At 47.1% G+C, this 22,550-nt stretch carries 21 protein-coding genes; 10 read left to right on the top strand and 11 right to left on the bottom strand.

The features are described from left to right. Nucleotides 1–23: 23 nt before the first annotated feature. Complete coding sequence (locus AC58QG_RS25575) at nt 24–428, bottom strand: VOC family protein (RefSeq protein WP_497364919.1); 405 nt, start codon at nt 426–428, stop codon at nt 24–26. A gap of 63 nt (nt 429–491) precedes the next feature. Here AC58QG_RS25575 and AC58QG_RS25570 point away from each other — a divergent pair, with 63 nt between their 5' ends. Continuing rightward, nucleotides 492–1,295 (top strand): GNAT family N-acetyltransferase, encoded by an 804-nt coding sequence (locus tag AC58QG_RS25570; protein WP_497364918.1) that lies wholly within the window; start codon nt 492–494, stop codon nt 1,293–1,295. A gap of 5 nt (nt 1,296–1,300) precedes the next feature. Here AC58QG_RS25570 and AC58QG_RS25565 read toward each other — a convergent pair whose 3' ends face one another. The 9 genes from AC58QG_RS25565 to AC58QG_RS25525 form a co-directional block, all read right to left on the bottom strand. Further along, nucleotides 1,301–2,314 (bottom strand): extracellular solute-binding protein, encoded by a 1,014-nt coding sequence (locus tag AC58QG_RS25565; RefSeq protein WP_497364917.1) that lies wholly within the window; start codon nt 2,312–2,314, stop codon nt 1,301–1,303. A 78-nt stretch (nt 2,315–2,392) separates the two neighbouring features. Continuing rightward, on the bottom strand, nt 2,393–3,469 hold the full coding sequence (locus tag AC58QG_RS25560) for an ABC transporter ATP-binding protein (RefSeq protein ID WP_497364916.1): 1,077 nt from the start codon (nt 3,467–3,469) through the stop codon (nt 2,393–2,395). A 36-nt stretch (nt 3,470–3,505) separates the two neighbouring features. Continuing rightward, nucleotides 3,506–5,164 (bottom strand): ABC transporter permease, encoded by a 1,659-nt coding sequence (locus AC58QG_RS25555; RefSeq protein WP_497364915.1) that lies wholly within the window; start codon nt 5,162–5,164, stop codon nt 3,506–3,508. Nucleotides 5,165–5,257: 93 nt separating this feature from the next. Then, nucleotides 5,258–6,292, bottom strand: a complete 1,035-nt coding sequence (locus AC58QG_RS25550; protein ID WP_497364914.1) for an ABC transporter substrate-binding protein — start codon at nt 6,290–6,292, stop codon at nt 5,258–5,260. Nucleotides 6,293–6,316: 24 nt separating this feature from the next. Next, on the bottom strand, nt 6,317–7,102 hold the full coding sequence (locus AC58QG_RS25545) for a DUF3919 family protein (RefSeq protein WP_497364913.1): 786 nt from the start codon (nt 7,100–7,102) through the stop codon (nt 6,317–6,319). A gap of 43 nt (nt 7,103–7,145) precedes the next feature. After that, nucleotides 7,146–8,585, bottom strand: a complete 1,440-nt coding sequence (locus tag AC58QG_RS25540) for a sensor histidine kinase (RefSeq protein ID WP_497364912.1) — start codon at nt 8,583–8,585, stop codon at nt 7,146–7,148. Nucleotides 8,586–8,588: 3 nt separating this feature from the next. Then, complete coding sequence (locus tag AC58QG_RS25535) at nt 8,589–9,263, bottom strand: response regulator transcription factor (protein ID WP_497364911.1); 675 nt, start codon at nt 9,261–9,263, stop codon at nt 8,589–8,591. Between the two features lie 740 nt (nt 9,264–10,003). Further along, entirely contained in the window at nt 10,004–11,272 is a 1,269-nt protein-coding gene (locus AC58QG_RS25530; protein ID WP_497364910.1) for a sensor histidine kinase, read from the bottom strand. After that, a complete protein-coding gene (locus tag AC58QG_RS25525; protein ID WP_497364909.1) occupies nt 11,272–11,952 on the bottom strand; it encodes a response regulator transcription factor in 681 nt (226 codons plus the stop codon). Before AC58QG_RS25525 ends, AC58QG_RS25530 begins: the two co-directional genes overlap by 1 nt. A 219-nt stretch (nt 11,953–12,171) precedes the next feature. Between AC58QG_RS25525 and AC58QG_RS25520 the strand changes: the two genes are divergently transcribed. The 9 genes from AC58QG_RS25520 to AC58QG_RS25480 all read left to right on the top strand — a co-directional run bounded on the left by AC58QG_RS25520 (nt 12,172) and on the right by AC58QG_RS25480 (nt 20,459). Beyond that, nucleotides 12,172–12,909: a polyphosphate polymerase domain-containing protein gene (locus AC58QG_RS25520; protein WP_497364988.1), complete on the top strand. Its 738-nt coding sequence runs from the start codon at nt 12,172–12,174 to the stop codon at nt 12,907–12,909. Continuing rightward, complete coding sequence (locus AC58QG_RS25515; RefSeq protein WP_497364908.1) at nt 12,906–13,586, top strand: DUF4956 domain-containing protein; 681 nt, start codon at nt 12,906–12,908, stop codon at nt 13,584–13,586. Before AC58QG_RS25520 ends, AC58QG_RS25515 begins: the two co-directional genes overlap by 4 nt. Before the next feature lie 32 nt (nt 13,587–13,618). Further along, nucleotides 13,619–15,418 (top strand): carbohydrate-binding domain-containing protein, encoded by a 1,800-nt coding sequence (locus AC58QG_RS25510; RefSeq protein WP_497364907.1) that lies wholly within the window; start codon nt 13,619–13,621, stop codon nt 15,416–15,418. A gap of 230 nt (nt 15,419–15,648) precedes the next feature. Then, nucleotides 15,649–16,026 carry a GntR family transcriptional regulator gene (locus AC58QG_RS25505; protein WP_497364906.1) on the top strand — a complete coding sequence of 126 codons (378 nt, stop codon included), beginning with the start codon at nt 15,649–15,651 and terminating at the stop codon, nt 16,024–16,026. A gap of 3 nt (nt 16,027–16,029) precedes the next feature. Then, nucleotides 16,030–16,743, top strand: a complete 714-nt coding sequence (locus AC58QG_RS25500) for an ABC transporter ATP-binding protein (RefSeq protein ID WP_497364905.1) — start codon at nt 16,030–16,032, stop codon at nt 16,741–16,743. Continuing rightward, nucleotides 16,744–17,487, top strand: a complete 744-nt coding sequence (locus AC58QG_RS25495; protein WP_497364904.1) for a hypothetical protein — start codon at nt 16,744–16,746, stop codon at nt 17,485–17,487. It abuts the gene before it with no gap. Nucleotides 17,488–17,489: 2 nt separating this feature from the next. Next, complete coding sequence (locus AC58QG_RS25490) at nt 17,490–18,569, top strand: DUF4097 family beta strand repeat-containing protein (protein WP_497364903.1); 1,080 nt, start codon at nt 17,490–17,492, stop codon at nt 18,567–18,569. A 20-nt stretch (nt 18,570–18,589) separates the two neighbouring features. Beyond that, on the top strand, nt 18,590–19,522 hold the full coding sequence (locus tag AC58QG_RS25485; RefSeq protein ID WP_497364902.1) for an ABC transporter ATP-binding protein: 933 nt from the start codon (nt 18,590–18,592) through the stop codon (nt 19,520–19,522). Next, nucleotides 19,515–20,459: an ABC transporter permease gene (locus AC58QG_RS25480; RefSeq protein WP_497364901.1), complete on the top strand. Its 945-nt coding sequence runs from the start codon at nt 19,515–19,517 to the stop codon at nt 20,457–20,459. The genes AC58QG_RS25485 and AC58QG_RS25480 overlap by 8 nt, the downstream gene beginning before the upstream one ends. A gap of 91 nt (nt 20,460–20,550) precedes the next feature. On the opposite strand, the gene AC58QG_RS25475 is transcribed toward AC58QG_RS25480, so the two are convergent. Next, nucleotides 20,551–22,548, bottom strand: a complete 1,998-nt coding sequence (locus tag AC58QG_RS25475) for a putative bifunctional diguanylate cyclase/phosphodiesterase (protein ID WP_497364900.1) — start codon at nt 22,546–22,548, stop codon at nt 20,551–20,553. Nucleotides 22,549–22,550 lie beyond the last annotated feature (2 nt).

Raw genomic sequence — 22,550 nt, 5'->3', positions numbered from 1 at the left:
AGGCTGGTTCTAGTTACAAGGGACTATTCAAGTCGAACGCCAATTTCCCAATGGTAGCCAAAAGGATCAACAACACGCCCAATACGCCAGCCGTGGCCTTCCTTCATTGGCGCAATCTCGGTTGCGCCAGCAGCTAGTGCTTGCATGAACATGGCATCCGGATCTTGGACAGTTACAATCATACGAAATGAGCCTTGTTTAACATATTCAGCGTTGAAATCAGGATCCTCCTGCAGCCAGAAATCGGCTCCTTGGATGGAAAGGTTGATGATAGCAATCTGTCCGTTATCTTCTTCAAGGCGATATAATTCACTCGATCCGAAGGCAGATTTGTAGAAGTCCGCAGCTACGGCGACATTATTCACGGAAAGCCATGGTGCAATTGACGCCATTGGTGGCATGGATGAACCCTGTGTGAAATTGCTCATTCGTTTAACCCTCCATTTATAAGGCATAAAAGTATCGAAACACTAATTAAGGAGAATTCAACCATGCCTTACTTAAAACCTTCCGATTACATGCAACAAATTGAAAAGATTGAAATAGAGCTCACCCAACTGAATGCGAGCAGATCATTGACTGCGGTGGCAAGAAACCTTGAAGTCAAACAAGTGGGCAACTGCTCGCTGCTAAAGGATACAACGGGGCAACCTTCAGCTTACTATAACCGGATCAAAGGCTTCAGCCCAGAAGATCTGCGGAATCTTGATGACCTTCTCAGCGAATACGAGCCTGCTGCACCCTCATTCGATATGACACCCAATCACATGACCGAAGAGGTGACAAGTGCCCTCATAGGCAAAGGAATGTCCCCCGTGGAACAACTGGTTTTTATGGTGATTCATCCTGCCGAGATCAACACTAACATAGTGGAAAGCTCGATACCTCATCCCATTGAAAGGGTAACTGAGGCGAATGCCGAGCAACTGATCCAGTGGATCCAGCTGTCTCACGGGAATATGGCCCTCAATGAGGAGATGATTGCACGCGCGAAGCCGTATTTCTTCAGCCCCAACTTCATCAATTATATGATGACCATTGAGGGAGAGCCTGCGGCAATGGGATCACTCTTCCGTAGTGGGGAAGCGGGATACATTGCGAATGATTTCACTTTCCCGTCGTTCCGTGGCAGAGGCTGCCAAACGGCACTGTTGAAGCAAAGACTATCAGATGCACACCAATTAGGCTTAAAAACGGTGTTCACGGATGTTGAATTCGGCACGACAAGTCATGCGAACATGGAAAAGGTAGGATTCAAGACGGTCTATATCAATACATTGTGGATCAAAAAGTAATTACCTTACTCCAGTGCGCTCCTCCATTGATTTAGCAGCTTTTCATGCTGCTGCGCAGCTAAATCAAAGCGATACGTAGCAAGGAGATTTTCCAGCTTCACTGGCGCAAGGAGAGGATTTACAGGGATATTTGACGCTACAGGGAAGGAAAAGGCCGTGTTCATATAATCGGTTTGAACCTCCTTGGAGAGCATGAAATCAACAAGCTGTTTGGCTGCGGCAGGGTTGTTGCCTCCCTTTAGGATGGAGACAGCACCGATTTCCCAGCCAGCTTGTGGAGGAATGAACGAGCTTATGTTATAGCCTGAATTTTTGAAACGCAGCTGGTCGCTTAAGAAGGAGACGGCCGCTGCCACTTCGCCCTCAGCTAAATGTTGTGCGCTCGTGTTACCGGCAAACGTCATAGAGGCGCTTTGCTTCTTCAGAGCTTTCATGAGATCAATCGCTGCGCTATCCCCGCGCTGCTGGGCAACCGATGCGAGCAGCGTGTAGCCTGTCCCTGACGTCTCTGGGTCAGGAATCTCGATCTTGCCCTTGAGTTCAGGGCGCAGCAGATCCTCGTACCGCTGTGGCAGCGGAAGAGCCGCCAGCTGAGGATCCTGCTGCCAGACAGTTTGGTTCACGCCAATGGCCAGTGCACCCATGTACATGCCGGTCCAATAACCATCAGTATCTTTGTACTTTGACGGGATGCTACCAGCGGATGCAGATAAGTAGCGGAGCGATTTACTCTTGTTTTTGAGCTGCTCGTGGAGATCAGCAGGTCCGCCAAGTACGACGTCGATACCGGTTTTACCCAGCGTCAGCAGGTGATAGCTGGCTTCACCACTGGACATCCGGATGATATCATACGGTTGATCTGTTTTTTCCTTGAACGTCTCGAGCAGAATTCGCCCAGCATCTTCCTGGAAGATTACGTATACCTTTAACGGTTGGTTACTTTTCTTCTCCCCTAAGACCAGATATCCAAAGAACACACCGGTACCGACTATGAGTACAAGTAAGCCTTTTTTCCACATGGCGCAAATACCTCCTGAACAGCCAAAAAAGGAAACCAAAGTTTCCCTTTTTAACTCGCTGCTATTTCTTGTATCCAACTAACTTATCTTTATTAAATGAATTTTGTCATCGGCTGCACTAATCGTGACATTCCCCTGATATCTTGTCAAACCGATATCATAAGCATCGACAATCCATTCTTTCATATCATCATCCAGAATGAAGTATCGTTCCTTCTCACCGAGGAACATGGAAGATTTCACGAAGCCGCTCACAATAAATTCACCGGCATTTGTTGCATTAATACGCATGGACTCAGGTCGAATACTGAGCAGCACTTTTTCACCTGCCGTCACAGCTTCATCGATCGTCACACTTGCAGTACGTCTATTCGTGCCATACTCCACAGTGGCTTTGCCATTTGCAGATCCTCGTACAACGGCATCAACGAAATTTGTTGTGCCGATAAAGTCGGCGACGTAAGGCGTGCGAGGCTTATAATAAATGTCATGCGGTGTGCCGTATTGATCAATCGCTCCCTTGTTGAATACAACGATGTGATCAGACATCGATAAGGCTTCAAGTTGGTCATGGGTGACATAAATAACCGTTAAACCAAGCTCTTGTTGGATGCTTCTCAGCTCCACACGTACTTCTTCACGCAGCTTGGCATCCAAATTGCTTAGCGGCTCGTCGAGCAGGATGATTGGCGAGTTCATGACGAGAGCCCGCGCCATAGCTACCCGCTGTTGTTGCCCCCCGGACATTTCGTGCGGATACCGTTCCTCAAGTCCGGTCAGTTTCACTTTAGCCATTGCGGACTTAACGCGATCCTGTATTTCCGCTTCAGGGCGCTTCTGAATATCTAGCCCGTAAGCCACATTATCGAATACCGTCATGTGCGGGAACAGAGCGTATTCTTGGAATACCATGGGTGTTCCGCGTTTATAAGGAGGGAGATCGTTGACAAGCTGACCATCGATTCGAATTTCACCCTCATCAATGGTATAAAAACCTGCAATCGAGCGCAGTAAAGTCGTTTTCCCACATCCACTTGGACCGAGAAATGTAATAAATTTCCCGCGTTCAATCTGCAGATCGATCTGTTTGAGAACGTGGTTGCTGCCAAACACCTTACTCACATTTTTTAAATCTAACAATATGTGTGAACTCATGATTCTCACTCCTTAGGACGTCAGTGTTACGTATAGTTAGAAATCGAATATTTTGACCTTCGAACGGAAAATGAGCTTCATCACACCAAGCGTTGCCAGCGTTGTCCCCATTAAGCCAACGGCAACAGCTGCTGCCCAGTAGTAAGTGCCGGTCTCTGCATAATTGAAGATGGATACGGCGGCGACCACCCATTTGGGTGTAATAAGAAAGACAATTGTGCTTAGGGTGTTCATATTTTTCATAAATGCATAGACAAAGTTCGCAACGATGGTCTTTTGAAGCATTGGGAATACGATAGTTGTCAATGTGCGGCGGCTGTCTGCGCCAAGATTCGTTGCGGCTTCCTCAATCGATTTATCTACTTGCTTGAAGGAAGCGGTGAGTCCCCGGTAACCGACGGGCATCTGCTTAAGGAGCATGGCAACGATAATGAGAACGGCCGATCCTTGCAGCATGATAGGTCCATTACTGAAAGCTACAATCAAGGCTAGACCAACGAACGTCCCTGGCAGAGCAATCGGCAATACAGCTGAGAAATCCAGCAATTTTTTGCCGGGGAACGGCTTGCGTACAACAACATAGGCCAACACGAGGGCGAAGCCAACAGCTAGAATGGAACTGATGAGCGACAATACTAAGCTGTTCATGACAGCAGGGCTGGAGGGGTTAAAGACGATTTTGAACATATGATCCAGCGTAAAGGTGTTGTCACGTCCGAAATTTTTGGTGAAAGCGAATAGGATAGTGATTGCGAACATGGACAAGATGATGAGCGCCATGACACTGTTGAATATGAAAAGGAAGATATCTGTTTTACGGGAAGTCTTCACTCGGTTTAGTCCTGAAACAGGCTTTCCTGTAATGGTGGAGTAGGAGCCTTTGGACAGTAGCTTGCCTTGAATCACGAATACTAACAGGGCAGGAATGACGAGAATTATCCCCATGACAGATGCGAGTCCAGGCTCGTTATTAATGATTTCTCCGTAAATTTCAACAGCCAAGAGAGAGTAATTGCCCCCAATCAACTTGGGATTCCCAAAGTCGGCAAAACAGTTGATTGCGACGAGTAGAAAGGCATTAATGACGCCGGGAAGCGCTAGTTTTAACGTAATGGTGCGGAAAAGCTTGAAGCCGCGTGCACCTAAGTTCTGGGCAGCGATTTCTAGGTTTGGCGATATGGATCGAAGGACGCCTGTTATGGTCATGTAGGCAAGCGGGAAATACGATATCGTTTGTACGATCCAGAGGCCCGGCAGCCCGTATAAATCCAGTTCGACGTTAAACCATGCTTTCATTGTTTGTGATACCATACCTCCTCTGCCGAATAAAAGCAGGAAGGCCAGACCGGTCATGACAGAAGGCGCGAGAATCGGGAGGAAGGCGATAAAGCGGAAAAACTTTTTCCCCACAATGTTACTGTAATGAATCGAGTACGCATAAATAAAGCCGCAGACGGTTGCGGTTAAAGCGGATAGAGAGGAGCTGACAACTGTATTGAGCAGAGCCTTAGCATAACGGCTTTTGCTGAAAAAGGTTGTCCAATCTGTTGCTCCTGGTAGCGCAATCACATAAATAAGCGGATAAATGACGAAGAGACAGAGAACAGCGAAACTGATGAGGACAAGGATCAGCGATGATGGGTCTTTCATCAGTCTGCCGATCGCCGAACCCATACTCTTTTTTTTTATGATCATAAGGGGTTCACGACCACCTTCCAAATTCATTGTGTAGGAGGGCATTGATCAGCATAAGAAGCATGACTTCAATGCCCTTGTACATAGGCTCTTTTACTTAAGATCCTTTAGTGCATCTTGCAGCTCTTTACGCTGTTCTGCAGCTTTCCACAAGCTGTAGGTGGTGTTATATTTCGTTGTTTTGATGTCAATGCCGCCTTTAGGGATCGGCACAGTAGGCTTCACGGAACTTGCAAAAGCAGACTCGGTGTAAAGAAGTCCAGGTTCATTGGTTAACATGAAATCCATTAGTTTCTTAGCGCCTGCCGTATTAGCGCCGCCTTTCACGACAGCCAATCCACCAACCTCATAGCCTGCCGCTTCAGGGACGATACTGACAATCGGGTTGCCTTGATTTTTCATCTTTAACTGGTCACCAAGGAAAGTAATACCGATCGTGTACTCGCCTTTGGCTGCCTTCTGAATCGGCTCAATACCGGATTTCGGTCTCTCCTTAAGATTTGGAAGAAGTTTGGCAACATACTTCAGCATCTCGTCTTTACCCCATACTTGCGCAAGCGAGGCTACCGCGGTGTAGGCAGTACCGGAAGTCGCAGGGTCAGACATTCCGATTTCGCCTTTAAATTTCGGATCAAGTAATTCTTGAAAGGTTTGCGGGTAAGGGGCTGCAGCGTATTTCTCTTTCCACCGCTGTTCGTTGATACCAATGGCAATGGGATTTAGATAAAATCCCGTCCAGAATCCTTCTTTGTCCTTCATATTGTCAGGAATATCTTTGGCGTTCTGTGAAATGTAGGCTTCAAGCGCACCAGCTTTTTTCAGTACCTCATGCGAATCAGCAGGACCGCCCATCAGGAAGTCGGCCTGCGGCTTGCCCATCTCATTTTGTACACGGGTCACCGCCTCACCGCTTGGCAGACGAAGTACGTCGTAGTCGATCCCGGTTTCTGCTTTAAATTTATCCAAGATCTTGCGGGCTTCTTCCTCTTGGAAGATGGAGTAGACCGTAATTTTACCTTTCGTTGTCCCGCCAAAAACACCGGATTTGTACAGGAAGAATCCTGCTACCAGTACGACAACAATGACCGACACGATCATAATAGAGCTATTGCTTTTCTTTCTAGCCATTTCATCAACCATCCCCTCGATATGTTAGGAGGCATCACTTAACTTGAAATAGGCTTTATGGTTGGTTTCATCTAACAAATCGAAAACGATGAAGTAAGCGTTATCATATCGGTCAAGATGCAGCCAATGCTTTCCGGTTACGGCTTCGTCGGTTAATTGCACGACATAGTGGCTACTAGGCTGTTCAGCCATGAAGTCAAAATGACTGAAATCGATCAGCCTGACTGCAGTTCGCATTTGCGTCGTTAGTGCAGCCCGATCTGCCTCGGAAAGTGCTGTAAGGAGGCCATCCTGTAAACGGAATACTTGATGACTTCTGTTTGCAATAACGCCACTTACCGTATCTGCAGTGAGCGTCTTGTCGATGAGCATATTCTGCAGTTTCCGAATTTCAGCGCTAATTTCCAGTGAATTGACCGAGTCTGCTCCGAAGCGAAAGCCGCTGGTACCGATTTGGAAAGGGATGTCCTCCTGATCCAGATAGGAAATGGAGCCCGTTAACAGCAAGCGTGAAGCGTTTGCACGCGTATGCGGTTTTCCCCCGTTTAATATGCGGGTAAACGATGCTTTCCACGCGATAAGCTCTTTAGGATCATCAATGGAAATCGTGCCAACCCCAGGATACGTCACGTTCATGCTCATGGGAACACCGTCGAACATATCACGGCTGTTTGCATCCTTAGGGACGATCCGGACTTCATCGACTCCGATACGAAACACATAGGCAAAAATGCCGATCAACGTACAACCAATAACGATTTGTAGTAAGATGAGACGCAACCATGAAAGCCCTTTCTTCTCCTCTTGCATGTAGATTACTCTCCTTTTATCTCAGAAAAATCATCGATTTGTATCAATTTTGTAACAAGCTTTGAGAGAGGGTGGGCACGGTCTGGAACATCAAAATCACTTCGGTTCCAATTTTCTCACGGCTATGCACGGTAATATTACCGCCTTGCAGTTCCATTAATTGCTTGCAGAGCAGTAAACCAAGCCCATGGGAATGAGTCGAAATGGGACGCTTTTGATTGTGTTCAGAAGAAGCTAGGAACAGTGCGGCTGTTTCTTGCTCACTTAAACCTTTGCCGTTATCCGAGATACGTACGTGGCAATGATATTCCAGCTGCTCTAGTCGAATATTTAGCTGTGAGCATTCACTGTGCTTGATCGCATTTTCAATGACATTAAACAGTACCTGCTGTGTGCGCTTAGGATCGACGTAAACCTCGCACGGCTCGACCTGCAGTGACGTAGTGATGGATGATTTATGCAAGGTAGGTTCAAGAATTCGCAGGCTATCCGTCAGTATTGCCGCCAGATCTGTGCGCTCGAGCTGTACCCGCCAGGCTTCATCGCCTTTGAGCGATGTTTGGAGGAGCTCCTCAACCATTTGTAACAGACGTGTACTTTCTTTGCGGATGTAGACATTACATGTTCGAATATCTTCGACACGCTCCATTTTGTCAATCAGATCCGAAAAGCCAATGATGGAAGTTAGCGGTGTTTTGAGCTCATGCGTCACATTATCGTAAAATTTCTTCTGTTTGCTTTGTTCATATTGAAGGAGCTCGATATGCTCTTGGAGCGCTTCTGACATTTGATTGAAGTCATCGGCCAGTTCCCGTATTTCGTCTTGACTGGTGACAACAATCTTTCGGCTGAAATCACCAACGGTCACTTGCTTTAATGCCTGTTGGAGAGCGTGCAGCGGTCTCATGATAAAGAAGGAGAAGGAGTAACTCGCCAGCAACGCGATGAGTAAGCAGCCAAGTGCAACGCCAATAAACCAAGAGCGCATCTCAGATAGCGTTTCCTCGTGCTTATTCAAATCAAGAAGGTAGCGGAATCCGCCTACAATTTTGCCTTCATAGGTGAAGGGAGAGGCATATATAAGAATTTTGTTGTTCTCACCTTCGGTAATGACGGATGCCGATTGTCCAGCTAATGCGGCGTCGATATCACTTCGTTTAATCAAATCTTCTTTGTTGCCGCTATCCCCGATAATGGTACCCTCCGGATCAAATAGCTGCACTTGGAAGTTGCTGTTAGCAGCAAGGTGGGAGGCAATCAGCGGAGCATAAGTCCCGGAAAAGAGCTGTTCAATCGTAATTTTCTTATCGTTAACAATCTTTAAAGCCTCAATGCGGTGCAGACCGTAGTATTGCTCCAAGGTTTGGGTATCCCTTTCGATCATGCTTTTACTCAGTGTATAATTCACAACAACATACATCGAAGCGAGCAGCATGATGATCGTTATAGAGTGCTGGATGAATAGTTTGTTGCGGAGCTTCATGGCTTAAACCTCCAGTTTATAGCCCGTACCATGAACTGTGGCGAGCACGTGATCGTTGGGTTTGATTTTCTCACGCAGACGATTCACCATCATATCGACAGACCGTGTCTGTCCGTAATATTCAAATCCCCATACTTGGTCCAAAATGTGCTCCCGGGTAAAAACTTTCTTAGGATTTTTGCACAGCAGCCAGAGGAAATCAAACTCCTTGCTTGTCGTTTTAATAGGTTTGCCAGCTAGCTTTAAGGATCGCTCATTTCTATCAATTTCGATAATGCCAACTTGAAGGACGTCGGCAGCTTGTGCTGTTGTATCCGGTGTTACACGACGCATGACAGCGCGAATTCGCATAATAAGTTCTCGTGTCTCAAATGGCTTGGTTAAATAATCGTCGGCTCCGAGCTGGAAGCCTAGTATTTTATCATTCATTTCATTTTTGGCCGTGAGTACAATCACGGGTATTTCTTTATGAATTTGCTGAAGTGTCTTCAGTAGCTCAAAGCCTGACTGATCGGGTAGCATTAGATCCAGCAAGATGAAATCGATAGGCTCTGAAGCGAGTACATCAAGACTGGAAGTGACTGTTCCTGCTACGATAGGATGAAATCCCTCCACTTCAAGACTTAATTTGAGCAGCATTTGAATGCTGGAATCATCTTCAATAATTAAAATATTCATAGGAAAAGTTCCTTTCCGATCGCATTTTGCCTACCTCATTCACCAAAATGAGCATGTTCCTTGTGTATCCATTCTACACAAGGATTACAACATGTAAATACGTGAATGAAATGTGGCCCTCCGAAAAAGGGTAAGCCCACCAGGGCTGCGGCGGGGTTGAGGGAGGGATAGCGCCCTTTTTGGGCGCTATTGTAGTGGTCCGGGCGAAATAGCCGCAGGGTAAGGCCCTTTTTGGGTCTTACAGCCCCGCATGCCGCCGCTGCGGCAGGGTAGAGGCAGGGGTAGCGCCCAAAAAGGGCGCTACTGTAGTGCTCAGGGCCAAATAGCCGCAGGGTAAGGCCCTTTTTGGGTCTTACAGCCCCGCATGCCGCCGCTGCGGCAGGGTAGAGGCAGGGGCAGCGCCCAAAAAGGACGCTACTGTAGTGCTCAGGGCCAAATAGCCGCAGGATAAGGCCCTTTTTGGGTCTTACAGCCCCGCATGCCAGGGCTGCGGCGGGGTAGAGGCAGGTGTAGCGCCCTTTTTGGGCGCTATTGTAGTGGTCTGGGCGAAATAGCCGCAGGGTAAGGCCCTTTTTGGGTCTTACAGCCCCGCATGCCAGGGCTGCTGCGGGGGAGAGGCAGGTGTAGCGCCCCCGGAATTACCGAACTACTCTCACAGAGTGTGCTATGAATTTTAACGCGGCTTCCGGTAAATGAAAAAGAGCTAAACGCATCAAGCCGCTTAGCTCCTAGAAAAACTGCTATGAAGGGAGCTGCACATAAAACGACGTCGTCTCCTGCTGCACACTTTTCGCATGAATTTTGCCTTTATGCTGCTCCACAATGGACTTGGCTATGGCTAATCCAAGCCCGTAGCCGCCATGCTTGCGTGAACGCGATGGATCTGCACGGTAGAAGCGGTCGAAGATCCGCCCCACATGCTCAGGCGAGATACCTTCGCCGGTATTGGTCACAGTGAGCAGCGTATCATTATGATGCTTCTTGAAGGTTAGCGTGATAGCGCCCTTCGGCGGCGTGTATTTGATCGCATTGTCCAACAGAATCATGACGACCTGCTTGATTTGCTCACTGTTGCCGTGTAAGGTCATATCAGGCTCAATCTCATAGTCCAGCGAAAGATCCTTCTCAAACACGACGGCTTCCATGGTAAGAAGGACACTTTCAACAGATTCACTCACATTGAAATCACTGAACAGCATACCTGCCCTAGAATCATCCATTTCGGTAAGATAGAGGAGATCATTCGTGAGCGTCTTCATACGGTCGGTCTCGGATTTGATGCGATGCAGCCATTTCGATTGACTCTCAATCGTTTCATCGCTGTTGGCTAGGAGCACGTCTGCATTGGTGTTGATGACGGCTAATGGCGTTTTCAACTCGTGGGAAGCGTCTGCGATAAATTGCTTCTGTTTCTGGAATGCTTCTCTGACCGGAGCGATTGAACGGTTCGCGAAATATCGGCTCGTGAAGAAGATGACAATCAACATAACCAATCCAACGAGCGTGAATGTATAGACGAGATTGGTCAGGATGGTCTTCTGAGCCGTAACATCGAGATAAACGACGCTATACCCGGTGTCATTCTTTTGCACCATATATGCCCATTGGTTGCCATCGAGAGTGAACTGGCCGATATCCGACCTATTGGAGGAGGCTTCCTTAATGGCAGTTTCGTAGAACGCTGTGTCCATGTCAAAACGAGAGTTCGTTGCTGTGATGTTCCACTGGGCATCCGTTTGCAGCATGAAGGAAACCGATCGCTCGGGTGGCGAATCACTGTATCCCTGAGGTTCTTGCGGGTGATGCCCGCCATCAGGTCCAAGCTTCGGATTCCCTTTTTTCCCGTCAGGCTTGAGATTGAATTCTGCTACGCGATGCAGCTCCATATCGATGTCGGTCTGCACATTCTGATAAGTAATGAAATAAATCGTAGCGAAGGATAAGAGCATGATACAGGAGATGATAACCAGATTCACAATCAAAAATCGGTTGCGGAGCTTGCTGAACATTAGGAAGTCACCTCCTCCAGCACATATCCGACGCCTCTAAGGGTCGAGATGCGAACCGCCGCGTGTAAGAAGGTCAATTTTTTGCGTAAAAAAGAAATGTAAACCTCCACGTTGTTATGCTCCACCTCGGAATCGAAGCCCCATAGCTTCTCGATGATCTGTTCCTTCGATGTTACGGCATGCTTTCTCGTCATTAGCAGCTCTAGGAGCTCACTTTCTTTTAAAATCAGTTTCAATTCCTTCCCCTTACAGGTCAGCTTAAGATTTCCCGTATGCAATTCGATGTCCCCGAACTTTAAGGCATCCTCCGGTACCACCTCGCCTTTGCGTCGTAACGCGGCGCGTATCCGGGCCAACAGCTCCTCCGTTGAGAACGGTTTGGCCACATAATCGTCGGCACCGTAATCCAATCCCACAATTTTATCCGAAATTTCACCCTTGGCCGTAAGCAGAATCACAGGCGTTGAGACCCCTTTGGCGCGCAGCGTCTTGAGTATCGTGATCCCGTCCATCTCAGGCAGCATGATATCGAGCAACAGAAGATCATATATACCGCTTAACGCGTTATCCAGCCCAGACTGGCCATCATGAACGGCGTCAACGGAGTAATGGTGTTTTTTTAAAATTTGAGTTAAAGCTTCAGCTAAATGAACCTCATCTTCTACGATTAGAATTCTCATTGTCGTTTCCCCCTTAGTGCCCTCAAGGACTTCCCAATGGCATGACTTCATTATAGGCCTGCGAACCTTTAATCAACCTTAATAGTAGCACTACATAGATGGATTTACGAAAAAAACATAAACCATTTCGCATTTAAGTTTCACTAAAGGTTCGGGGGCTAAGATACAGTCATGGAACAGCGATCAACACGCAACATGAACAAAAAGGAGGCACACGGAATGGCGATTGAAGTATTTAATCGATATGAAAATAAGTATCTGATGGATACGAAAGCCTTTTACACGATCTATAATCGACTGCTCGAATATATGGAAATGGACGCTTACAACAAGAACGATCAATTTTATTCGATCAGCAATATTTACTTCGATACCGAGCATGATTCGTTAATTCGAAATAGTCTAGCGAAGCCCAAATACCGTGAAAAGCTGCGAATAAGAGCTTACGGGGTTCCGAATGCGGATGCGAAAGTGTATCTGGAGCTGAAGAAGAAGGTGTTCGGTCTCGTGAATAAAAGAAGAACAGCGCTGAGGCTGAACGAGTCATATGACTTTGTACGATCGAAGGTAGAGCCAGAACTTAAGGACTATATGAACAAGCAGGTCATCCAGGAAATTAAGTATTTCCTACAACGTTATGATCTGGAGCCGAAGGTGTATCTGGCGTATGACCGAATTGCGATGTTTTGCAAAAATAATCGAGATTTGCGGATCACCTTCGACACGAATATCCGTTCCAGACGGTATGATCTCAAGTTGGAGAACGGCGATCACGGGGAGCAGCTGATGGACCGTGGGCAGTGGCTTATGGAAGTAAAGGCGGAGAAAACGATCCCGCTCTGGCTGTCCAAGATGCTGTCGGAGCACGACATGTTTCGAACGAGCTTCTCGAAGTACGGCAACGAATATAAGAAGATGCGAAATGAACTACTAACGGGGGAGAGGATTCCATTATGATCGATTCCATTTTTGCACAAGTCACAGCAGGCACAGAATTAACGCTAATGAATGCTTTGTTAACCATAATTACGGCGATCGTACTAGGCGCCATGATCAGCTTCACTTATATGAAAACACAAACCAACTACACACAAAGCTTCACGTTAACCATGATCGTTTTGCCAGTCATCGTAGCTATTATTATTCTATTAATCGGCAGCAACATCGCTAGAGCGTTCAGCCTTGCAGGGGCATTCTCGATCATTCGGTTCCGAAGCGCCCCGGGAGATCCTAAGGATATTGCCTTCGTTTTGTTCACAATGGCAGCGGGACTCGCCTGCGGCGTTGGATCTTTTGGTTATGCGGTACTTTTCACGCTTATCCTTTGTGTATTGATGTTTGTCCTGAAGGTGACCAACTTTGGCGCTAAGAAAGCAGCGCAGAAGCTGCTGAAAGTGACAATCCCAGAAAATTTGGGGTACGAGGAAGCGTTTGACGAGGTTTTCAAGATGTTCGACATTGCGTATGAATTGAAAAAGGTACGAACAACGGAGCTAGGCAGCCTATATGAGTTAGTTTACATCGTAACAATTGACCATTTGACGAGTCAGAAAGAATTCTTAGACGCCATTAGATGCAGAAATGGGAATTTAGATATCACATTAACCATGAGCCCTACAGCGGCTGAATATTAAAAATAATGCAAATCAGAAAGGAAGAGATCTCTATGAAAAAACCTTTAAATATGAAAGGCGCAGGTGTGCTACTATTATGCGCTGTGGTGTTGGCAGCATGCAACGAAACGACAGATCTAGCTTCGAATACGACCGAGGCTGCACCAACGGCAACAACGACTGGAACTACGGCCTCAACGGGGAAAGTCGCGACTACGGATGTGATCCAAAAGGTCGAATATAAGGCGGAAGATGCCTACACAGACTGGGCTTCTGCGAATCCGACGAAGATCACGTTGACGGGAACGGGTGCCACGATCGAGGGTGAGGGCGCAGCGGCGAAGGATGGTAAGATTGCGATTACGAAGGCTGGAACGTATGTTGTGAGTGGTAAATTGACAGATGGTCAAATAACAGTGAACGTGACGGATAAGGGCACTGTTCGCCTGGTTTTAAACGGAGCGGAGATCTCGAATAGCACTTCTTCGGCGATCTATGTCGAAGAAGCGGGCAAGACGATCATCAGCTTACAAGAGGGGACAGTGAACCTAGTCTCGGACGGATCCAAGTATGTCTATCCAGATGCGTCAACAGACGAGCCTAACTCGGCCATCTTCAGTAAAGATGATATGACGATCAATGGAACAGGAAAGCTTGTCGTGAAAGGGAACTATAACAATGGGATTACCAGCAAGGATAAGCTGAGAATTACCGGAGGCACGCTGGATATTCAAGCTGTTGATGATGGCGTGATGGGCCGTGACCTGGTCGCTGTCCAAGCGGGAACGTTGACCATCGATGCAGGTGGACACGGCATTAAAACGTCGAACGATAAAGAAGGCTCAGAAGGCTACATCAGCCTTGGGGGTGGATCGTTCACGATCCAATCCGGCGAGGATGCGGTGCACAGCAGCGGCGGCTTAGATGTGAGCGGCGGAGATCTTCACATTAACGCTGGCGACGATGGGATCCACGCCGAGGTATCGATTGCTATCGCAGGAGGTACGATCGATATTGCCCAAAGCAATGAAGGGATCGAGGCACCTGCGGTTGTGATCTCTGGCGGTAAAACCAGCCTTGTCGCTGCGGATGACGGTGTAAACATCTCCAGCGGTGATGCTGAGTCCGCTGAAGGTGGCGGCGCTCCGGGAGCGGCGGCAAGCGGTGCTGGCAAAGCTGGTGCAGCAGGCGGACCTGGCGGTGCACCAGGCGCATCCGGTGCAAATTCGACCAATATGCTGACGATTACCGGGGGCACCCTATCCGTCGACTCGAAGGGCGATGGATTGGACTCGAACGGCTCCATCACGATGAGCGGTGGTACGGTGATCGTCAACGGTCCGACGGAGAACAACAACGGCTCCCTCGACTATGACGGCACGTTCGTCATGACCGGCGGCTTCCTCGTCGCCGCGGGAAGCTCAGGCATGGTGCAAGCCACGTCCGACACATCGACACAAGCTGGCGTGCTCATGACATACACCAAGACCCAGCAAGCGGGTGCGCTGGTTCATCTCGAAGATAGCGCAGGTAACACAATTATTACCTTTGCGCCATCGAAGAACTATCAGTCCGTGTTCGTCAGCTCACCGAACCTGAAGCAGGACGCTTCGTATACGCTTAGCTCGGGCGGAACATCGACGGGCACCGCGACGAAGGGTCTGTATGACGGCGGCACGTATCAAGGTGGGACGAAGGTTGTGGACTTCAAGACATCAACCTTGATCACGTGGTTGTCCGAAACAGGTGTAACCGCCGCTAGAAGCGGGATGATGGGTGGTCCCGGAGGCTTCGGTGGAGGCGGCATGCCGCCACAAGGTGGCGGACAACGTCCACAAAGAGCAGCACAGTAAATAGAACGAATCATAATGCTTTTTGAGGCCGTCTTCACGTAGATAATCTATGTGAGGACGGCTTTTTCTCATGAGGATTAGCTGATTCGTCAGGCGAAAGGGAACCTAGAGGCGTTCCTCCTTTTTGCCATGTCCAGAAATAGGGATTGACAATACGCGAGGATGGAAATATTCTTATAGTGCACTAGTTCAATAGTGCACTGGTTTGCGGTGAAGAGGAGGGTAGGACGGTGCAACTTAATTTTAATAGCCCGAAACCGATTTATTTGCAGATGGTCGATGAGGTTAAGAAAGCATTGGCTAGGGGCGAGCTATCGCCAGGTGATAAAATTCCGTCTCACAAGGAACGGGCACAAATTTCGCAAGTGAATCCCAACACGGTGATGAGAGCTTACCAAGAGATGGAGCGGGTGGGTTTGACGGAAACGTTACGAGGGCAAGGTACTTTTATCAAGAATGATCCAGCAATGCTCCAAATCATTCGTTCCGAAATGGCGCAAGCTGCGGTTCATCAATTCATTGAAGAAATGCGCGGTTTAGGCATTGAACCGGACGAAATGGCGCATATGCTTCGCGATACTTTACATATGGAACGCAAGGAGGGATAGACCGTGTCAAGCGAAGAGAATCCGTACATGATTGAGCTCAAAAACATCCAAAAGAAGTATTTGTTAAAGCAAGCGATAAGCGGCATCGATCTTCAAATCAAAAAAGGCACAATTGTGGGTTTACTGGGGCCAAACGGGAGTGGGAAATCAACGCTGCTCAAAATGATGGCCGGTCTAATCTATCCAACCGCGGGGACAATTCTCGTTGGCGGCAGGAAGCCGGATGTCCACAATAAGCAGCATGTCGCATACTTGCCTGAGATTGACAATCTATATGGATGGATGACGGTGAAGGAAACGCTGCGATTTATATCGGGGTTCTACATGGATTGGCAGGCAGACAGAGCGGCGGAGATGCTTGTCAAAATGGAGCTGGATGAGAACCAGAAGGTTCGGAATCTGTCCAAAGGGATGCGGGCGCGATTGAAACTGATTGCCGCTTTGTCTCGGAATGTGCCGCTGATCCTGCTGGACGAGCCGTTCTCTGGTATTGATCCATCGTCTCGAGCCAAAATCATCCGCTCGATTATTAGCGAGTTTCAATCGGATGAGCAGACAATTATACTCTCTACCCATTCCGTGAATGAATCCGAGCCTATGTTCGATGATGTCATTTTTCTGCAGAATGGGCAGGTCAGGATATTCGACTCCACTGAAAATTTACGCGAGACATACGGCTGCTCGTTAGAGAACATATGGGAGAAGGTGTACGGATAGATGGCACTCTGGAACCTATTCAGAAAAGAAACCAAAAGTATTTTCCCCTTATTCGGATTTTTCGCAGTGGCCGTTGTTGCGCTGCACTTGATTGTTTTGTACAAAAGCGCTGATTTCCAAATGGATGCGACGATGGTGCTGTCACTCATTGTACCTTATTTATTCCTAGTTGCCCTAGCGATTGGAACTGGCTACTACCAACTCCATGTGGAGTGGAGAACGAACTCGATTTACCTCCTCCTGTCCTTGCCGATTCGAGGGTGGAAGGTGTTGGCGGCCAAGCTAGCGGCAGTGCTGTCTTTGCTGATTGCAACGTCCATTGTGATTGCAGCAAGCTTCGGAAGCTTGTTACTTCGTGTGATTTGGGATGAAGTAAGCACAAGTGAGGATTGGTCAGAGATAGGCCCGAGTCTTATAAATATTGTGCTTAATTTCTACTGGATCGCCATTGTCGTTATGTTGTTTTTATTAATCGTTGTGCAGTTCACGTTCCTATGTGGGCAGCTCGTTGCGAAATTCAAATGGCTTGTGATGCTCTGCGCGTTTTTTGGCATCATTTGGTTGGTCCTTCGGATCAGCCCGCTGTTATCCTACCTGCTGGTATGGACACCTGAGATCGTGATTGGACATAAGGATTCAGATATGGCCTTCTTGCATTCGGGACCCTTTATTGTGCTTGGCTTACTCTGTATGGGGTTAATTGCGTTGAATGGTTTCATTTTCGAGAAAGAAGTGGAGGTATGAGAATGTCTTTCCGGCAAAAAAGAAGTGTTCTTCTCATCTCCGTTGTGATGCTGTTCCTACTCTCCATTTTGGATGTATTTATCCGGAAGGAAGATACTTTTCAAGCGTTTAGTGAGCAATTCGTGAATCAAGAGAAGACAGATGCCTATCTCGGCGAGAGGCGAGCTGTAACGGTAACCGCGCAGCTTCAATCGGATATTAATAAGCCAGAAATCAAGGAAGTCGTGCTAACTAGTCAAAGAGGCAAAGTAACCGTACAACGGTCGGAGACGTCTACGATTCGGTTACAGGCTACGGTGACAGCGACCGCCGCGAGTACCGAGGCAGCTAATCGCAGGCGAGACGCTGTTAAGGTAGAACAAGAAATCCAGAATGGACAACTAACGCTAGTTACGACAGCGAATGGCAAGTCCATTGATCCCGATTATGTATCCATCGATTATGTGCTTGCTGTCCCCGATGCGATGAGATCGATGATTCAGAATGAAGATGGCGCGGTGCGCATTAGCGGGATTAACGGGAACGTAGCGGCTACTTCTACAAGTGGTCTCATGGAAATTGTCAATGTAAAGGGAGATCTTAAGGTGAAATCTTCCTATGGCAGTCTGTATATGGCCGACATTAGGGGGAATGTTGACCTCGTCAACCGATCTAGTACAGCCAATATTAATCATACGCAAGGTAATTTAGTCCTCGATCATCAATCAGGCCAGATCGATCTAACCGACATTACGGGGGAAGTCACAGGAAATGCGAAATACGGATCTGTTTTCTTTCGTGAAATGAAGGGTTCAGTAGACGTTGTAGGACATGGTTCCGATATGAAATTTGACCATATCCAGGGTGACATCCAAGTTGTGTCGGACAACGGCGGTAATATGACATTCATTTTGTCCAAAGATGAGGGGTATACGTTGGATGCTGCGGTGAGTGCCGGACGTATACAATCCTTACTTCCGTTACCTATCCAAAAGGGTACCGACAACAAAGTTGAAACCCGCATGAACGGTGTTTTGGGAAAAGGGACACGGAAAATAGGGGCTAAGATGAAGTCTGGCGACATGATCTTCCAAGTTAACTAAATCCAGTAGGAGGCCTAATCATGAGCAGTGAACCCATTGTAAGTCTGCGCGGTGTTACGAAGCGAATTGGGCGGACAACCATTATAGATAATTTAACTTTTGACGTGCCGCAAGGTGAGATCTTCGGATTCCTCGGGCCAAATGGTGCAGGGAAGACGACAACCATCCGTATGATGGTCGGATTAATGTCGATCACGCAGGGCGAAATTGTGATCAAAGGAAAGAACATTAAGCATGACTTTGAGCAAGCCATTCGGCATGTGGGCGCGATTGTTGAGAATCCCGAAATGTATAAGTATTTAAGCGGCTATCATAACCTCATTCATTATGCGCGCATGGTTCCTGGGGTTACGAAGGAACGAATTGACGAAGTGGTCAAGCTGGTTAAGCTGGAGACACGGATTCATGACAAGGTGAAAAAGTACTCACTAGGCATGCGCCAACGACTGGGTGTTGCTCAGGCGCTGCTGCACAGGCCGTCACTGCTTATTCTGGACGAGCCGACGAATGGCCTAGATCCTGCAGGGATACGTGAGCTGCGTGATTACCTGCGTTATCTGACGCGATCCGAAGGGATCACTGTCATTGTTTCCAGTCATTTGCTTAGCGAGATGGAGCTGATGTGTGATCGTGTTGCCATACTTCAGCAAGGCAAGCTAGTTGATGTGAAGACGATCGAAGACTTCATGGCAGATTCGCAGGATGGGACGCAAACCTATTTGATCGAAGCGTCACCTGCGGAGCTGGTCCACTCAGCTATTGCGGGCATGAAGGGCATCAAAGATGTGAAGATTGTTCCTCAGGGCGTAGAGGTTGTGACAGAGCGAGACTATATTCCTGATATCTTAGCGGATCTTATGCGTAGAGATGTCCGCATCTATGGTGTCCAGGTGATGCGGCAATCACTAGAAGATCGGTTCTTGGAAATGACAGGGGGTGAACAGGTTGGTTAATTTGTTTCTGAATGAAAACATGAAGCTCTATCGTCGTGTACGTACATGGATCATGGTCGCCATCATGATTGGTGCCGTTTTCTTAGGCAGTTTCATGGATTGGTACTATGATGACAAATCGAATGAGACTGATGCGTGGCGGGGTCACGTGATCGAGCAAAAGCAGGAGCTCACAGACGCGCTGAAGGAGCCGAAACGGAGTGCTGAGAGCAAGGCAAGCATCGAGAAACAGATCGCTAGGTATGACTACCATCTCGAACATAATATTCACCCGGAAGGGGGGACCATGTGGAGCGGAATTAACGATTCAGCGCATTTGATTATCTTAATCACCTTGTTCACCGTTATTGTAGCAGGGGATAGCTTGGCTGGCGAATTCACGTCCGGGACCATCAAGCTGCTCTTGATTCGACCCGCGAATCGAACGAAAATTCTAATCTCCAAATATGTGTCGATGATTGCTTTTGGCTTGTTCTTGTTAGTGATTCTGTTCGTTGTGTCTATTCTAGTAAACGGAATTCTATATAAGTTCGGGTTGATCGACTTGCCCCTCGTGACTATTGATGCAGCGGGCCAAGTTGTAGAGAAAAGCATGGTTGCTAATCTGTGGAAAACGTATCTGCTCAATGGCGTGTCTACGATTATTTTCGTCACCATGGCCTTCATGATTTCTTCTGCTTTCCGCAGTAGTATCATGGCGATTGGCTTCTCCATCTTTGCTCTGTTTGCGGGGGCGATCTTCTTGGAGCTCTTGCAGCCTTACGAATGGAGTAAATACCTGTTATTCGCTAATATTGATCTGTCTCAATATTTGAGCGGTCGCCCGTATCAGACAGGGATGACGCTTGAATTCTCGATTATTATGTTAGGCATATATTTCTTTATTTTCAATGTAGTGGCATGGCTGGTATTTACGAAGAGAGATGTGGCATCGTAATTGGCCGTTTCACTGTAAATAGAAGAGGCTGTTAGAAAATGTAGAATTATCTACGTTATCTAACAGCCTTTTTGCATGATGGATATTTACTTCAACATATAACCTTACTTCTAAGCAAACTCACGAAATCCTCAGCAGCTAATGGCCGGCTCAGATAGTATCCCTGTACTGCGTTACACTTGAATTGTTCTAACAACGTTAGCTGACTCGCTGTTTCAACGCCTTCAGCCACGACCTTCAGCTTCAAAATATGAGCCATCGCAATGATAGCCTGCACGATCGCTGCGCCCGTCTCTGAGTTCGTGATGTCGTTGATAAAGGACCTGTCGATCTTTAAAGTATCAATAGGTAATTGCTTTAGATAGCCGAAGGAGGAATAACCTGTCCCAAAATCATCAATGGAAATGCCAATCCCTAACTTCTTCAGTGCGATTAATTTTTGTATAAAAAGATCAACATTGTTCATTGCTTTACTTTCCGTAATTTCGAATTCGAGATCCTGTGGTTCGAGTCCGGTTTCATTCAGGACTTGCTCGACCATTTCAACGAAATTTTCTTGTCTTAACTGCAGCATGGATAGGTTAACGGCCACCGACATGTGCGGCATTTCGTTGGTCTGCCATGCTTTAAATTGCTTACAAGCCGTGTGTAATACCCATTGACCGATAGGAATGATGAGTCCCGTTTCTTCAGCCAAAGGGATAAACTCCGAGGGAGGAATGAAGCCCAACTCAGGATGCTGCCAACGAATTAAAGCTTCGGCACCCGTGATATTCCCTGTAAGCACATCAACCTTCGGTTGATAATGAACAACGAATTGATTCGTTTCCAATGCTTTGCGTAGGGCATTTTCCATATTCAGCTTCTGATGAATTTGAATCCCCATCGTTTCATTAAAGAATTGATAGGTGTTTTTTCCTTTATCTTTGGCACGGTACATGGCCGTATCTGCATTTTTAATTAAGATGTCCGCGTTATCACCGCACGACGGATATACGCTGATACCGATACTCGGAGTCACATATAACTGGTACTCCTGTAAGGCGAAAGGTTGGCTAAAGGCATACAAAATATCCTGGATGGCTTGTTCTAGTTCTTCGTGGGTAAGGCCGGTCAGTATAATTGTGAATTCATCGCCGCCTTGCCGCGAAACCGTAGCTTGTTTGTTGAGACAACCCGTTATTCGCCCAGCGACATTCTGCAGCAGCACATCACCAACATTATGTCCTAGCGTGTCATTAATAAGCTTGAATCGATCTAGATCCATGTATAGAACCGCGATGCTGGTATTGTTCCGTTTGGCGGCTTCAAGTGCAAGGTTTAGCCGGTTTTTGAATAATCGTTGGTTCGGCAGACCCGTCAGTGCATCGTGATAGGCCATATATTTTACAATTTTCGTATGCATGCGAGTAAAGGCAATGAACGTCGTAATTGCGAAAAGCATAACAGCAATAGCACTTGGATATAATCTGTATTTTTCAAAGAGATTCAGAATACCAATCCCGTATCCAACGGTTATGACAGATGTGAAGACAATCAGGAACGTGCGCTTATCTTTTTCCGTTATTTTAAGGCTGACAACAAAGGAGAATAATAAGCTGATAATAAATAATACGACATTGAACTGGAAAACTCCGGCCCAAGGTCCGTTAGCTGGAAACATGAAATCCGTAAGGCTGTCCAGTTTGACAAGATAAAGATTTTTGATCCCTAGCTTGGTCCATCCGATCAAATAGACAAATAGGCTCCATGAAAATACCAGTACCACCATGGTTTTGCTCACTGCCACCCGAAGCCATCGAGATTTCTGACTCTCCGATACTTCGCTGGCCATACTATATGCTACATAGATCAAAGCGGGTGTAAGCATGATAGAACCAAACCGGAAAAGACGAAATAAAAATTCAATAGTTGTTTCAGATAGTAGATGGTGTGCATACAAAACGGCGGTGTCTAACTCCCACATGGAGGCAAAAAATAAAAACAAGAAAATAGCTCTCGCCATCTTGGTCTTCTCGAACATAAATAAGATGGTTAAACCAACGAAAAGCGGAATAAAGGTAATTATTAATAGTAATAGCAAAAACATAA

This window comes from Paenibacillus sp. J22P169 (assembly GCF_059691995.1).
The sequence above is the reverse complement of the archived record's forward strand: the minus strand, read 5'-3'. Positions and strand labels throughout refer to the sequence as shown.